This window comes from Schaalia sp. lx-260 (genome assembly GCF_021083645.1).
Taxonomy (GTDB): Bacteria; Actinomycetota; Actinomycetes; order Actinomycetales; family Actinomycetaceae; genus Pauljensenia.
On the sequence record NZ_JAJNRQ010000004.1, the window covers coordinates 243,398 to 259,124 of the forward strand.

Below are 15,727 nucleotides of genomic sequence, written 5' to 3' on the forward strand. Positions count from 1 at the left end.
TACAACAATGCACCCGCATGGTGACACGAACGGTAATAGATTAGACCCTTGGTTTGATGCTTACGCCGAACGAGCTCACAATTTACGCGCCTCGGAAATCCGTGCCCTTTTTTCCGTTGTCTCCCGTCCTGAAGTGGTGTCACTTGCGGGCGGTATGCCTAATCTTCAAGATTTACCTTTGGAGCGCCTTGCTGATTCTGCGCATAATTTGATCCTGCATCATGGTACTCAGGCTTTGCAATACGGTTCTGGTCAAGGGTGGGAACCTCTGCGCGAGCAAATGGCAGAAATTATGACCTATGACCATATCATTGGTGCTGATCCTGATGACATTGTAATAACGACAGGTTCCCAGCAGGCTCTTGATCTGATGGCGGAACTTTTCATAGATACTGGGGATGTTGTTTTAGCGGAGTCGCCATCGTATGTGGGCGCTTTAGGTTGTTTCCGTGCTCGTCAAGCCGATGTGGTCCATGTTGAGATGGATGATGATGGCATTATTCCTGAGGCATTGGAACAGACGATTGCTCGTCTACGTGCGCAAGGGCGCACACTGAAGTTTTTGTACACCATTCCGAATTTCCAAAATCCTGCTGGTGTTACGCTGTCTGAGGAACGCAGACCCATCATTACTGGAATATGTGAACGTGAACATATCCTCATTTTGGAAGATAATCCTTACGGGCTCTTAGGTTTTAATTCAGATCCTTTACCAGCTTTGCGTTCGTATGCTCCTGAAGGGGTTGTGTACCTAGGCTCTGTGTCAAAGATGTTTGCTCCTGGTATGCGTATTGGTTGGGCGTTAGCGCCTCACGCTATCCGAGATAAGCTTATTCTGGCTTCTGAGGCGGCTATTCTTTCGCCTACTATGTTTGGTCAGATGTTCCTGTCGCAGTATCTTGTTGACTATGACTGGTATGGGCAGGTGAAGTCTTTCCGTCATATGTACAAAGAACGTCGTGATGCAATGATGGATGCTTTGACGGAATATATGCCTGATTGTCACTGGACACGTCCTGCGGGCGGGTTTTACACATGGGTGACATTGCCTAGCGGTTTGGATGCGAAGTCCATGTTGCCTCGTGCGGTGCGTGCTCAGGTTGCTTATGTGCCGGGTACGGCTTTCTACTATGACGGTCAGGGGGCGGATCATATGCGTCTTTCCTTCTGTTATCCAACCCCTGAACGTATTCGTGAGGGTGTGCGACGTTTATCCACTGTGGTGAATGCGGAAAAGGAATTGGTGGATATGTTTGGTATTTTGCCTGAGGAAAATACTTCTTCTCGCGGTGCCGAGATGCGCTGATGTGACTCATACAAATCTATTTTGTTACAATATAATCATATAGTTTATACGATCATTGTGAAAGGCACTGGATATGGCGTTGAAAGTCCTCATTATCGCAGGTGGCCTCACGCATGAGCGTGAAGTTTCTGTTCGTAGTGGACGCAGAGTAGCCAACGCGCTCACCCAATGCGGACATACTGTACGAGTAACCGACCTAGATCGTGATTTCCTCGCAACTTTCCGTGACTTTGCACCTGATGTCGTATGGCCGCTCGTACATGGTTCCGTCGGTGAAGATGGTTCACTTCAGACCCTATTAGAAGCCTTGAACGTGCCCTTTGTTGGGTCATCTTCCATTCAGGCCCAGCTTGCTTCAAATAAACCAGCATCAAAAACTTTGCTGGGAGCCGCGGGGGTAGACACACCCGGATGGATGGCGCTTCCCCAAGTCCTCTTTCAGCAGCTCGGCGCGAAAAATGTACTCGATAGCCTCAATGAAGCTATTTCCTATCCCGTAGTCATTAAACCAACGGATGGTGGTTCTGCACTCGGTATTTCACGCGCTGATGATGCACAGGCATTACGTAGTGCAATGGTGGATGCATTCGCTTATGGTGAGCATGTCATGGTGGAAAGTTTTATTTCTGGACGTGATATTGCTGTTTCCGTCCTCGATCTTGATGATGGTCCACGTGCTCTGCCTCCTGTAGAAATTGCAACAGACGATGGTGCTTATAACTACGATGCTCGTTACACGACAGATACTGCTCAATATTTCGTGCCTGCACGTCTTGATGAGGAACAACTGAAGGATGTGTGCGACGCAGCCATTCATGCACATACGGTGCTGGGCCTACGTGATCTGTCACGCATTGATTTTGTTATTGACCATGCTGGCACCTGCTGGTTTATTGATGCGAATGTTATCCCCGGAATGACAGATACTTCTCTATTCCCGCAAACAGCTGAAGCAGCAGGATCATTCATTCAAACATGCGCAGATATTGTTGAATTCGTTTCCCGTAGATAGGCACATATGTGCTTATAGCGCACAAAATGCCCTGCGTTAATGCGTGAATAGTTGTTCTGTACTTTTTACTCACGTCAGCTCATCTGTAGCCGTTGTGTGCCCGTTTATCGCTGTTGAGTTTTGGTGTTTTACCATTTTGTATCGCATATTGCTTTACGCCTGTTATTTGTCGTAAGCAAAAGCTCCGATACCACCAATGTATTACGCTGCTCACGGGCTATAACGACATATATGGAATTGGTGTTCCATACTCCGTACGCATATATTACATCTGTACTGGGAATGAATTTTCTGTGGAAAAGATCAGTTGAGGTTCATAGAACCTATAATATTTTAGCCCTTTACCAAAAGATGTTTCTCCGTCTTACCTTTATATTTCTGATGTTGCAGTGTGACCGTATCGCTGCAATATTTCACGGCTTTCTTCGCTGCCATCCCACAATAATGTGGACATCCCCAAAAGCTCAGCGCCACGTAAATTTTCTTGACGATCATCAATAAAAAGTACATTTTTCGGAGGAATATTCAGCTTTTCTAACGCACTACGATAAATCGCACGGTGCGGTTTACATACACCAATCTCAGCCGAAAAAACGGCAAAACTAAAGTAGGTATTGAACCATTGTGTTGCTCTGATTGCTTGAGCAATTGCATGGGGAGCATTGGAAAGAATCCCGCAGGTGATTCCCGATTCGTGAAGTGTCCTCACTGCTTCCACAGTGAATGGACTTGCTATTTTCATACGTTCCGTATCGGTATCAATTAAGCGTTGCAGAGTGTGCTCCTCAATTTCACCAAGCCCACAATCACCGGCTACTCGATCCCAGAATTCTTTATCCGTACATCCTTTATCGTAATCATCACGATGTGCCCACATCGCGTGATCGACAAGGGAAATACTCCCATGATCCTGCGCATCAAAACCAAAAATCTGCGCGATATCCGCAGGATTTGGCCGCGTATTAACGAGGACACCTCCCACATCAAAAAGTGCCACGTATTGATTCGTGCGCCCGATCATCTTCTTCTCTTTGTTATCCACGTAATTTAACTTGTCTCTATTGTGCGACGAATAAAGTAAATACCAACACTGTTGTGAGGCTTTTAACTTTTAGAAAAGGATTCGCTAAATTCTAGTTTCTGCTCAGGGAAAATTTTAATTTTGTCTGCCTCGAATAAGGTCCGCAATTCTTTGCAAATCTTCTTTTCCAGCAAATTCGATAGTAATTTTCCCTTTCGTGCGCCCCTCTGTCACAGTTACACGTGTCTCGTAGATATCTGCCAACGTTTCCATAATATTTTGCGCAAGTGGACTTAATGTTGCTTGTACGGTCTTCTTTTTCGTAGGTGCGGCTTTTACACGTCCCAGTCGAACCAGTTCTTCAGTTGTTCTTACGGACAAGCCTTCAGCCACAATCCTATCTGCAAGTATTTCCATATCACGTGAATCATTTAAGGACAATAAGGCTCTTGCATGTCCAGCAGAAATCACCTGTGCAGCCACCTTATTTTGTACTGTCGGAGGTAACTTCAACAAGCGTAATGTATTCGTTATTTGTGGCCGTGAGCGCGCGATCTTCCTCGACAATTCTTCCTGTGTAGCCCCAAAATCAGCCATGAGCTGTTGATATGCTGCCGCTTCTTCCAATGGATTAAGTTGTGCTCTATGTAAGTTTTCCAGCAGAGCATCCCGTAATAAATCCTCATCTTCTGTTTCACGGATAATCGCCGGAATAGTTTCAAGGCCCGCACGTTCACAGCTTCGTAAACGACGCTCGCCCATAATGAGTTCAAAACGTGCTTCCGGTTGTGCTTCAATCAGTTCTTTGAGTCGATCAGAAATTTCGCCCTCAATACGCAAAGGACGTACGATGACCGGTTGTAATACTCCAACTTCCTTAATTGATGCAACCAGTTCTTCAAGTTCATCTTCATCAAATACTGTTCGTGGCTGACGACTATTTGGAATAATGAGATTCAGAGGAAGTTCCGCATAGGTAGCTCCCGGTACGGTGGGAAGATCTTCCTCATTTACTAATGTTTCACGTGAAACATTTCCTGACTTTTCTTCACTCAATTGAGATTTTCCAATATTTTGTTGTGAAGTAGTTTCTGTAGCCTTCTGTGAAATTACTGTGCCAGCAACTAAATCAGAAGAATTTTTTGTCTCATCGATAGAAGTAGCTCCAGAATCCGAAAACTGAGCTTTCTTTTTATGGGAGGAGGATAGGGGAGATGTAGTTGCTACTGAACCTGAAGTTTTCTTTGGACGAGGTGAAAGTAGATCACGTGCCGAACCGCCACGAGGAATCGAAGATCCTCGATTATTTGCAGGAATGATTGCATCAATTGGTCGAGCTTGAGCTACTGCTTCTTCTGTAGGAATCTGAGGAATAAGGGCACCCAGACCTTTACCTAAACCAGTTCTGCGTGATGTCTTTGCAGATATTCCTGAGTGTTTTTCCTGAGCCATTATTCCCCTATCTCACAAAAGTACCTCTATTCTTGCACGCCCTTGCTCGGGTTACATCCTGAATGTTTCACGTGAAACATTATGCACATACTCATTATTTACTATTGACACTCATTCGGTTTCCTTGATATATCGAGGAAACTATTGATAGTTCACATAAAACATATGAATACCGTAAGTCATTAATAGTTTCCTTGTTCTATAAAGATTTCTTAGGACTAGTAGTAGTCTTCACCTCAATCAGTGTCTATAAATCTGAAATTAACAGTCAATCGAATGGAGCCAATGCGCAAGCACAAAGAATTACACCGACCCAATTTCCCTAAGATAACATGCTGTATCTGAACACAATGCCTAATTAGAGGCTACTCATTTCTCAGAAAAACAGTTCCAGAGTGATAAATCATTCTCGAGCGATAACATGCGATGCCTAATTACTGTACTCGCATTCGTCACATTTCTAGACAATAAATAGCAAGATATAACGCCCAAGATACCTTTCTACTCCTATGAGTATGGACCAAAACCCTTCATTTAGCTTCACACAAGTAAAAGATATCCCTGAAAAAGTGCTCTGCTTTGTGCTCGTAAAGGTAGGCCTGAGATAACTGTACCAGCACAACAGGACAAGACGTATATCTTTATTTCCTCTAATCCTATAGTTGTATCTTCCTCAAAGGTCATATTCACCAAGCACTCATATGCGACGAAAGCTATAACAAATCCATACATCTACTCATGACGACATATGTTTCACGTGAAACATTCACAAACTCTCTATGCATTGTGTAGGCATCTCAGAAATTCATCAAGTGATTTTTCCACAATGAAAAACCATCATTAGTGCGATGGAAAAAGTTTCTGTGAACAAGTTATATTTGCAGAATCGTGAAAATAGTCCGCTGAACTTAGCCCTGTTTTTCAGAGAAGCTATTTATCATTTATTCACGTCAATTTATGAATAGTCACTTCAGATAGAGCAGCAATCAGTAGATCCCACAGCACGTAGAATATCTTTACCTGCACGCACTACTACTAACGCTGAAATGATAATCCCTAGCAAGTGGAGAATTTACATACTGCGAATCTTCACTGCATCACATATATCTACAGACATATAGGCTCGTCGCTTAAAACTTCCTTTCTTTCGTATGTATCTTCTGAAAGGATCTGCTTCCGAAATATACGTAGCAGGAAGTTTATTCTTTTACTGCTTTCTTCCCCAGAAATAGGGAAATGAGGTCACATACGCCCGCAGCAAAAAGACATACAAAAGCAACGTAGAACACTGAACTGTGCAACGGACCGTGCATAATAAAGGCAGCATAGATAAAGTCGCTACCCATAAGTAACGCGGCACATAAGCAAAAAACATTCACTAAAACTTGAAAAACTCTAGGCATAATACTCCCTTATTTGTTTATGCAGTAGCTATGTTTCGCGCACTCAGTTGAAAAGCCGCTTTTCCACCCTTGGTATCCAGAAACTCCGTATATACCTCCGATAGGATAAGTTGCAATAACGGCAGCTGTAATAGCCCAACCTAGTTTTCCGTTCCATTGGCTCCATGTGATTTGCCCTGTTGCTGCTCGGGCAACACCATCGTCATACCCTGCTTTATAGCTACCGGCTACAGCGGCCACAACTGCAGCAACTATTGCGGAATAGGGAATTACTTCTGGATGTGCTGCTACATTTTCCGTTGTCAGTTGCGAATAATCAGCTGTCGAAAAGTTATCCTCTGTAGCTGATGCAATGCCCATTGATGAAAGCGTACAGGCGCAGACCAATGAAAGCGCTGTGAATGATCTTATTAACACTTTCATAAGATTCGCCTCATAGTGAATAGACGGGGAGAGGATATTAACCATATCACATTAACATGAAAGTGGCCTATCAGCTCTATATAAGAGCTGTCAGCGCTTTCGATCTGCGAAATTTTCTAGGTATCTCGCATGCGACTTCATTAACTATTCCGCATACACAACTAGTGGCATCCGTATGTTTCACGTGAAACATTCAACCTGTTTCTGTAGATGTCGCTCTATACGAAAATGCGATCGCCTACAGAAATAGAAAGAAAGAATCATCAGAATTCAACAGATTCTGTTTCATTATTAGAAGATTCATATTTCAGGACATCATCTGGCTGACATATCTAACCTCAGATATGGCTTTACATGCGATAACAATTCCCGCAGAACGCAACATATAAGTCCATTGTGACCATACAAATGCAGGTTCTCATGCGCAATTTCTTTGAAAAGAGCCAAAATAATCAAAATAGCAGCGGCAGACCACCAAAATACCTATAACTACGTAGATAGCAGCATAAGCATTTTCTCAGATATTCATATGCCTACATCGACGAATATATGAAATTAAAACAATGAATATCCTATGAATTATATGAATTCATACTTCCTGTTCTCCCTATCAATCAACAGGGGACAGGCACAGGTGCGCATCATAAATGCACGGAATAAAGCAAGTACCGGTGGCCCTTAAAACACCGTCAGCGTTTACCAGCGATGACTTAACTCTAAAGCCGCTTTGCGATAAGCCAAAGCACCTGTACTGCGACCGTCATACGAAATAACAGATTGCCCATAAGAGGGTGCCTCAGAAATACGAACAGAGCGAGGAATCACTGTATCTAAAGCAAGTTCACCGAAATGCTGACGCACTTCATTTTCTACTTCCTGGGACAGTCGAGTACGCCGATCTGACATCGTTAAAAGCATTGCGCCTACTCGAAGACCAGGCTTCAGGGACGCACCTACTTTTTCGATAGTTCCCCACAACTGACTTAAACCCTCTAAAGCATAGTATTCAGTTTGAATAGGTATCAATACTTCATCAGAAGCTACCAAAACATTCAAAGTAACTAATCCGAGTGAAGGAGGGCAATCAATAAAAATAACTTCAACATCCGAATCTGATTCCACAAAAGAAGTCAGCGCATCTGCAAGAGCATATTCACGACGCTCCATCGTGACCAACTCAATTTCTGCACCTGACAGATCAATCGTTGCCGGACACACACGCAGATTTTCCACATCAGGACACACCTGCATAACTTCAGCCAGTGATGCCTCACCAATCATCACGTCATACAACGAAGCAACACCCGAATTATGTTCCACACCCAAAGCCGATGAAGCATTACCCTGTGCATCCGCATCAATAACTACTGTGTGCAGACCGGCTTGAGCCATTGCAACAGCGAGGTTAACAGCAGTCGTTGTTTTACCTACGCCACCTTTTTGATTAGCAACAGCAATAACACGAGGAGAGGACGGGTGCCCAAAAGCCACATTTTCCAACAGCTTACGGTCACGCATATTCTGTTCAAGTAATGATGATAAAGGGGTATTCTGCGCATCATATTCACTCACTATGACCTATCCTCCTTTATAACCATCAACTCGCGAATAATGTCAAAGCGAACTATCCACAAAATACACAGTTTCGCATCGCGGTCCACTCACAGCAGAAAACCGCGATACACCAGCGCAACAACGTCACCCTCGCGTATACGAAACACCACAACTTTACATGAATACAAGGATGGGCACACGAACACATCCCGCACAAAAGAACGTTACATGGTGCAAAAAATACATTCCCTCACACGCGGCGGCACACAACAACGTAAGTCGCTTCGTCTTCCATCACACTCGGCACTTCATGGATCTGCGCACTCAGATGATGGCGACGCAGCTCCGCACGAGCATCCTCAACTTCAATAGGGGCTTTTCGGCCTTTCAAAGCAACTAAATGACCACCTGGCGCAATAAGTTTCGATGTCATACGCACAAGCTTTGACATATTCGCCACCGCTCGTGCAGTAACCACGTCAGCTTTCCCTTTACCACGCAATTCTTCCGCACGAGCCTGATGAATCGTGACATTATCCAAACCGAGCGTATCAATAACATCTTCAAGCCATTCGCAACGACGCTGCATAGGCTCAGCAAGATGAAAATCCAAATGCGGTCGAGCAATTGCTGCCACAATACCTGGGAATCCTGCACCCGAACCAATGTCAAGAACCTGCCCTTTTTTCGGTAAGAAATCAAGGATAGCTGCAGAATTAACAATATGACGCGACCAGAGGCGCGGAACTTCACGAGGTCCGATAAGGCCACGAACCTCGCCCTCGTCCTGAAGCATCCTCACAAATTCGCAAATATCATGAAATGCCAAACCAAAAAGATCACGAACAGCCGAGGTAGGTACTTCTGCATGTACGTCGTCAGGAAAATCTGCGAAATTTTCCACGAAAGCATCACTGGGTACGTGCTCTGCTTCATTTACCATATGAAATACCTACTGACTCTGAGGACAATAATCGGCTAGGCCTCTTTTGAATGTGCCGTGTGAAATCTATGAAAATATGACAGTGCTCAGTCGTTTTCATGAGTATCGTTATCTGCCTCATCAGATTCTTCCAGAGGCAAAATAACTACGCAGCGATGAGGTTCCACGCCCTCAGATTCAGAGGTAAGTCCCGCTGCAGCAACAACGTCGTGGCACACTTTGCGTTCAAAAGGATTCATCTCTTGTAAACGCTGAGGCTCTCCCGTAGCACGCAGACGTGTAATAGCTTCCTCTGTGAGGGCACGAAGCTGAGTTTTACGACCAGCACGGTAGCCTGCAATATCAAGCATTAAACGTGAACGTTCACCCGTTTCTGTTTGAACCGCAAGGCGAGTCAGTTCTTGTAAGGCATCAAGAATTTCACCCTCATTACCAACAAGACGTTCTAAAGAGCCGCTCTGTTCTGAAATAATTTCCACAGAGGCCCGACCATTTTCCACGTCGATTTCGATGTCACCATCAAGGTCAGCAATATCGAGAAGTTCTTCAAGATAATCTGCAGCGAGTTCGCCTTCTTCTTCAAGTCGAAGCATTTCTTCTTTAGTAATTTCGCTCATCTGTCATACTCTCTGTGCGATTGACCGTTACTTAGCTGTTGAAATACAGGTACTGGACCTGTGATAGCTCTTAGTCGCGTTTCTTGCGGTTACGACGTTGAGCTTTTTTGCGTTCTTGACGACGACGTTCAATTTCTTCAGGGGTAATTTCCTTAGCCCCAGCTTGTGCACGTCGTGAAGAAGATTCTGACTGTGACTGATTTTCGCTCTGACGACGACGCTGTTCCCGTGTGAGCCGCTTATTTTGTTCACGCATTTCTTTTTGTGCGCGGCGTTCAACAGATCGGGCAGTGGCTCGGTGAATAGCACGCATCCATAGTTCGTCAGGTAGCGTGTCCCATTCTTGTACAGAAAGTGTGCGATACACCGTGAGAATTTCACCTTCGCTCATTTCTTCGGGGAAATGAGAGGCAATCTTTTGACGGCGCGCCCGTGTCTTGACTTCATTGAGTGCACGAATTGTCAGGGCTTCTTGCGCTTCACTGTCACTGGCTGCAAGAGTTGCGCGCTCTGCATCGAGTTCCGCAAAGTAGGGACGTGCCCATGTTTGGTAGGCATTTTGACGTTTATGAACAATGGAAATATAAGCTGGTGATCCTGGGGTAGGCATCATATTGACCACCCAGAATGCCTGTCCTAATGCCCATGCTGCAGAAGTGACCATGTAGACCAGCAGGCCCATTTGGAAGAAGAAACCTGTAAATATAAACATTATCGGCATCATGTACAGCATGACTTTTTGCGAACGAACCATTGGGTTATTCGGATCAGTCTGTGCAGGCATGTTGCGAGTCATGGTTAGTCGCAGGGAAAACCATTGCATAAATACCATCGCCACAATCATGAAGGCGAAAGTCACTAAACCAACTGTGGAAATACCATCGGTGATACGCAGTGACAGTTGAACACCGAAAACAGTTGAACCGTCAATTTCGTGGGCTACTTGTTGAGTGATTGGCCCCAGGTGGTCAGCTGGTTCTCCCCTGTAAGTGTATGTGCCGCCTGCAATGTCTTTAATAGCAAAGATTGCGCGATACATTGCAAAAAGAATCGGCATTTGCACCAACATCGGCAGGCAGGAAGCCAGAGGGTTTGCACCGTGTTTCTTATAGAGTGCCTGCTGTTCTTCAGCCATTTTTTGACGTGACTGAGTATCAGTTTTCCCTTTGTATTTTTCTTGTAGCTTCTTGAGTTCAGGCTGCATTAACTGCATACTGCGTGAACTTTTTATTTGTTTGAAGTACAAAGGTAAAACTAGTGCTCGCACAAAGATTGTCAGCAAGACAATTGACAAAACCCATGCTAATCCTGAGCCTTGTCCCATTCCCAAAAGAGCCAGAAGGTCATGGATTTTTATCCATACCCAAGCAATTGCTACAGCAAAGGGATGAAGAATCATTTCCCACATATGTGGTACTCCTTCAGGATCAGTGGATGCGTGAAGCACCCGATATCAGTCCGGCATGTTCCGGTGAGGTCATTGGTATGGGTTGATCGTATTCGGCTGTCAGCATGTGAAGTCCCATGGGCTGAGGTGGCTCAATATCAAGATTTCCCGGCCAGTCATGTGGAGGAATCCAAGGATCAGGTTTCCATCTGCCATGATCGGGTACATGATCTACACCTCCTAAACTCCAGGGATTGCACCGAAGTAAGCGCCACACTGCTAAAAGGATGCCCTTAATTGGTCCATGAACATGCAATGCTTTAACGGCATATGCAGAACATGTCGGTGCATATCGGCATCTCGGTGGAATAGCCGGAGATATGAAACGCTGATATGCCACGATCGGTAAAGACATAAGGCGCCCTATGAACGATGTACCTTTCATAGATTTTTCGCCTTATTTTGCCACTTTGATAATGCTCGTATGAGTGCATTATCAAGGCCTTGACCTAGTTCATCATAACTTTTTTGTTGAGCAGAAGCACTAATGCGCACAACAAGATGCGTTCCTTGAGGAAGGGTATCCATCCGCTCAGCCATGAGGTGTCTGAATTGACGTTTTACTCGATTTCTTGCTGTTGCGCGTGGAATATCTTTTTTAGCCACGACGAAACCGACGAGGGGCGATAAAGGCTCCTCGTCGGTTCGACAATGCACGACAACCACAGTGTTTCCCGCCCGTGACCCTGTGCGGATCACTGAACGAAAATCCGCTGGATCTACCATGCGGTGCGCACGTGGCAACACCTCAGCGTAATCTCAGGCGGAGAGGGTCTTGCGGCCCTTGCGACGACGTGCAGCCAAAATGGCGCGGCCGGCGCGTGTGCTCATGCGCAAACGAAATCCGTGTGTCTTGGAACGACGACGGTTATTGGGCTGGTAAGTCCGCTTCGTTGTCACTGTTCTCTCTCCAAAGGCGGGAATGAAGCGGCTGCTCCATTCATCGGTTCTGATAAGTCCCCACCGGAAATTTTTTCCGCAGAGGACACTTGCTCACCCAGCGTACCGGGCACATACAAGAAACCACACTACGTGTGACTTCGTTCTGAGTCAACGGAACATATGTGCGTGCCGAAAATTTATTTTTTCGAAAAGTTATACACACCTGTGGATAGACCTGTGGAGCTAGTTGTTCATCCTGTGAAATATCCACAAGCTATCCACATCCCTGTGAATAATGACCTTTCCGCAGAACTCTGTGGAAACGGCTGTGTAATTACAATTATGTATTTTAGTGATTTTTTATCCACAACTTCATCCACACCCTGTTGATAGAGCGTGACAGGTTAAAGTTGTCTTTAGCAAAAAGATCCTCATACGTGCCTACGCAGTGTCGGAACTCACGTTAAAAACAGTCAAGGAGAATGCTCGTGTCCACGGATCGGCTTTCCGCAGCCTGGGATGAAGTTATCGCCAGCAGCGACTCATTACGCCCTGCTTCACGCGCATTCCTTCGATCAGCTAAACCTATTGGTGATATTGAAGGAACTATTCTCATTGCTGTGCCCAGTGATACAGCGAAAAAAAGAATTGAAGCAGAATCTGCTGCAATCACTGCCGCATTAACAGATATCCTTCACGACACTATTCGCCTTGCAATCACTGTTGATCCAACTGTGACACCGCAAATAAAAGACGATTTCCCTGAAGAAAACACAAATACGAATGGAGATCCTGAGCCAGCCCTTCCTGCTCAAGAATATGACGACCACATAAATGGTGAGTATGAATCAAACCCACAACCGATTGTTTTGGGAAATGACTCGCCTATGCATTTAAATCCCAAGTACACATTCGACACATTTGTGCGCGGAGCATCAAATCGTTTCGCCTATGCTGCCGCTTTAGCTGTATCGGAAAGCCCTGGTACCGCTTATAACCCTGTTTTTATTTACGGTGATTCCGGACTGGGTAAGACACACTTGCTTCACGCAATCGGACACTATGTTGTTTCACTTTATCCGCACCTTTGTGTGCAATATGTGAATTCTGAAGAATTTACCAATGATTTCATCAATTCGATTCGTGAGGACCGCGCCGAGGAATTCCAACATCGGTATCGTGATGTAGACGTTCTTTTGATTGATGATATTCAATTTATTCAAGGAAAAGAACAAACTCAGGAAGAGTTTTTTCACACTTTCAATGCGTTATATAACGCGAATAAACAGGTTGTTTTAACTTCAGATCTGCCGCCAAAAGAACTTTCCGGTATCGAAGATCGTTTACGTTCACGTTTTGCCGCAGGATTGCTTGTTGATGTTCAGCCACCAGACCTTGAAACTCGTATTGCCATCCTTCAAAAGAAGGCTGCAGCTGACAACCTCGTTGTTGATCCTGAAGTGCTCAGTTATATTGCTTCACGTATTTCGACAAATATCCGTGAACTTGAAGGTGCTCTTGTTCGAATTATTGCTTTTGCTAATTTGTCCCAACAGGAACGAATTGACTTACCTTTAGCTGAAATGCAACTCAAAGATTTCATATCAGATCCGCATGACACAGAAATCACGGCTGCAATGATTATGGGGCAAACTGCCCATTACTTTAATGTCACCATTGAACAACTATGTTCACAAGAACGCTCACGTACAGTTGTTGAAGCACGTCAGATCGCCATGTATCTGTGCCGTGAACTTACTGATCTTTCTTTGCCGAAAATCGGGTCAACATTTGGGGGACGTGACCACACCACAGTTATGCATGCAAATAAAAAAATATCCTCGCAAATGGCGGAAAAACGCGAAACATTCAACCACGTTACTGAACTCACCACACGTATCAAACAACATTCACGCGAGATATAGATTGCATATATGTGCGCATACTCATTCATTGGTTAAGCAAGTAGATATTGGTTCACATAGAGATTCCATTATATCTTCTATTAAAACGATGATATATAAATTTATATCTGATAAATCAATGAAAATACACTTATCCACACTCTCTGTGAATAGGTCGTGGAAAAAGTAATTTCATGGTGGATAAAAACAGATACTCTGTGGATTACTTAAAGAGGCCGATATGTTATCAACAGCTAGAGCCGTTGTATGCACAGCATCATCCCCACAATATCCACGAAAAAAATCATTGAAATAACAAGATAAAACCCAGATATCCACATCATCCACATACCCTATGACGATGATGAACTTAATAAATACAAAAAATGATGTGGAAAACCTGCAACAGTAGAACAAACCTATCCGCGTTTTATTTCTTGATGTTTCAAGCCGTGACTGTATGCGCAATACGTAACAATATCCACATACGAAATAACAGAATTGAAGATATACACACGTCACTGGCAGTTTTGTTCATTTCACTGTTACATTTTGTGTATCCAATTATGCTGTCTTACAGGTAAAGTAAGGTGGAAAGTGTTATTTCAACGGAAGGGTTCGCAATGAAGTTCACAGTTGCGCGCGATGTCTTGGCTGAAGCTGTTTCGTGGACTGCTCGTGCCCTCCCTGTTCGTCCTGCGACACCAATTCTGGCCGGTGTACGTATTAGTGCACGTGATGAAGAACTTGTACTGTCGTCTTTTGATTATGAAGTTTCAGCAAATTCACGTATTCCAGCATCCGTTGAAGAACCCGGTGAAGTTCTCGTATCTGGACGTTTGTTAGCTGACATTTCTAAATCATTTCCAAATCGTCCAGTTACCGTTGAACTGGACGGGCAAAAGGTAGATCTGACCTGTGGTTCATCACATTTTTCTTTAGCAGTCATGCCATTAGATGAATACCCTCAACTGCCATCCCAACCTGAAATAACTGGAACAATTGATGCTCATGCTCTTGCTCAGGCTGTTCAGCAAGTAAGTGTGGCAGCTTCACGCGACGATACTTTGCCACTGCTGACTGCTGTTCGCATGGAAGTAAGCGGTGATCGCATGACGTTACTTGCAACAGATCGATATCGCCTGGCAATGCGTGAAATTATGTGGGAACCAGCAGATTCATCTGTCGAGGATGCTGCATTAGTTAAAGCACGTATTTTGCATGATGTTGCAAAGTCAATGACAGCAGGATCTTCTGTTGATATTGGTTTGTCGAAAGAAACACAACCGGGTGCAGCTTCGCTTATAGGTTTTACCGCAGGTGGTCGTCGTACAACCTCAACACTTATGGAAGGTGATTACCCGCCTGTTCGTCGTCTTTTCCCTGAATCAACAACTATTCAAGCAATTGTTGATCGGCAAGTTCTTCTGGAAGCTGTTAAGCGTGTCTCACTTGTTGCAGAAAGAAAAACGAGTGTTCGCTTATCCTTCTCTCAAGGGCAACTAAGCTTAGAAGCAGGTCAAGGCGACAACGCCCAAGCTTCAGAAACATTACAGGCACATGTTCACGGCGAGGACATTACAACAGCTTTTAACCCACAATTCTTAATTGATGGTTTGTCTGTGATGGACACACAGTATGTGCGTTTTGGTTTTACTCACCCGACTAAGCCTGCTGTTTTGACAGGCCAAAAAGAAGTAGCCGAGGGTGAAGTCACACACTTTAAGTACCTCATTATGCCAATTCGTTTTGGCGCGTAAGTG

General features: G+C 44.5%; 14 protein-coding genes. 4 read left to right on the forward strand and 10 right to left on the reverse strand.

The features are described 5' to 3' along the window. The first annotated feature begins 7 nt into the window (after window positions 1-7). A complete protein-coding gene (locus tag LRP57_RS06610; protein WP_231205798.1) occupies window positions 8-1,306 on the forward strand; it encodes an aminotransferase-like domain-containing protein in 1,299 nt (432 codons plus the stop codon). Window positions 1,307-1,379: 73 nt separating this feature from the next. After that, window positions 1,380-2,318, forward strand: a complete 939-nt coding sequence (locus LRP57_RS06615) for a D-alanine--D-alanine ligase family protein (protein WP_231205737.1) — start codon at window positions 1,380-1,382, stop codon at window positions 2,316-2,318. Window positions 2,319-2,688: 370 nt separating this feature from the next. Here LRP57_RS06615 and LRP57_RS06620 read toward each other — a convergent pair whose 3' ends face one another. The 10 genes from LRP57_RS06620 to rpmH form a co-directional block, all read right to left on the reverse strand. Further along, complete coding sequence (locus LRP57_RS06620) at window positions 2,689-3,315, reverse strand: HAD family hydrolase (RefSeq protein WP_231205738.1); 627 nt, start codon at window positions 3,313-3,315, stop codon at window positions 2,689-2,691. A gap of 159 nt (window positions 3,316-3,474) precedes the next feature. Continuing rightward, complete coding sequence (locus LRP57_RS06625; RefSeq protein WP_231205739.1) at window positions 3,475-4,791, reverse strand: ParB/RepB/Spo0J family partition protein; 1,317 nt, start codon at window positions 4,789-4,791, stop codon at window positions 3,475-3,477. A gap of 1,412 nt (window positions 4,792-6,203) precedes the next feature. Next, window positions 6,204-6,554: a hypothetical protein gene (locus LRP57_RS06630; RefSeq protein WP_231205740.1), complete on the reverse strand. Its 351-nt coding sequence runs from the start codon at window positions 6,552-6,554 to the stop codon at window positions 6,204-6,206. 759 nt (window positions 6,555-7,313) lie between these two features. Continuing rightward, a complete protein-coding gene (locus LRP57_RS06635) occupies window positions 7,314-8,135 on the reverse strand; it encodes a ParA family protein (RefSeq protein WP_231205799.1) in 822 nt (273 codons plus the stop codon). A gap of 286 nt (window positions 8,136-8,421) precedes the next feature. Then, on the reverse strand, window positions 8,422-9,114 hold the full coding sequence (gene rsmG / locus LRP57_RS06640) for a 16S rRNA (guanine(527)-N(7))-methyltransferase RsmG (protein WP_231205741.1): 693 nt from the start codon (window positions 9,112-9,114) through the stop codon (window positions 8,422-8,424). An 86-nt stretch (window positions 9,115-9,200) separates the two neighbouring features. Next, window positions 9,201-9,731, reverse strand: coding sequence for a Jag family protein (locus tag LRP57_RS06645; RefSeq protein WP_231205742.1), 531 nt, complete (start codon window positions 9,729-9,731; stop codon window positions 9,201-9,203). 70 nt (window positions 9,732-9,801) lie between these two features. Further along, window positions 9,802-11,178, reverse strand: a complete 1,377-nt coding sequence (gene yidC / locus LRP57_RS06650; protein WP_331274745.1) for a membrane protein insertase YidC — start codon at window positions 11,176-11,178, stop codon at window positions 9,802-9,804. After that, complete coding sequence (gene yidD, locus LRP57_RS06655; RefSeq protein WP_231205743.1) at window positions 11,159-11,563, reverse strand: membrane protein insertion efficiency factor YidD; 405 nt, start codon at window positions 11,561-11,563, stop codon at window positions 11,159-11,161. Before yidD ends, yidC begins: the two co-directional genes overlap by 20 nt. Continuing rightward, entirely contained in the window at window positions 11,560-11,925 is a 366-nt protein-coding gene (gene rnpA, locus LRP57_RS06660; RefSeq protein WP_231205744.1) for a ribonuclease P protein component, read from the reverse strand. The genes yidD and rnpA overlap by 4 nt, the downstream gene beginning before the upstream one ends. 12 nt (window positions 11,926-11,937) lie before the next feature. Next, window positions 11,938-12,078, reverse strand: coding sequence for a 50S ribosomal protein L34 (rpmH, locus tag LRP57_RS06665; RefSeq protein WP_231205745.1), 141 nt, complete (start codon window positions 12,076-12,078; stop codon window positions 11,938-11,940). Window positions 12,079-12,548: 470 nt separating this feature from the next. Here rpmH and dnaA point away from each other — a divergent pair, with 470 nt between their 5' ends. Together dnaA and dnaN are read left to right on the forward strand one after the other, a co-directional pair. Next, window positions 12,549-13,985: a chromosomal replication initiator protein DnaA gene (gene dnaA / locus LRP57_RS06670; RefSeq protein WP_231205746.1), complete on the forward strand. Its 1,437-nt coding sequence runs from the start codon at window positions 12,549-12,551 to the stop codon at window positions 13,983-13,985. Window positions 13,986-14,587: 602 nt separating this feature from the next. Beyond that, a complete protein-coding gene (gene dnaN, locus LRP57_RS06675; protein ID WP_231205747.1) occupies window positions 14,588-15,724 on the forward strand; it encodes a DNA polymerase III subunit beta in 1,137 nt (378 codons plus the stop codon). Window positions 15,725-15,727: the final 3 nt, after the last annotated feature.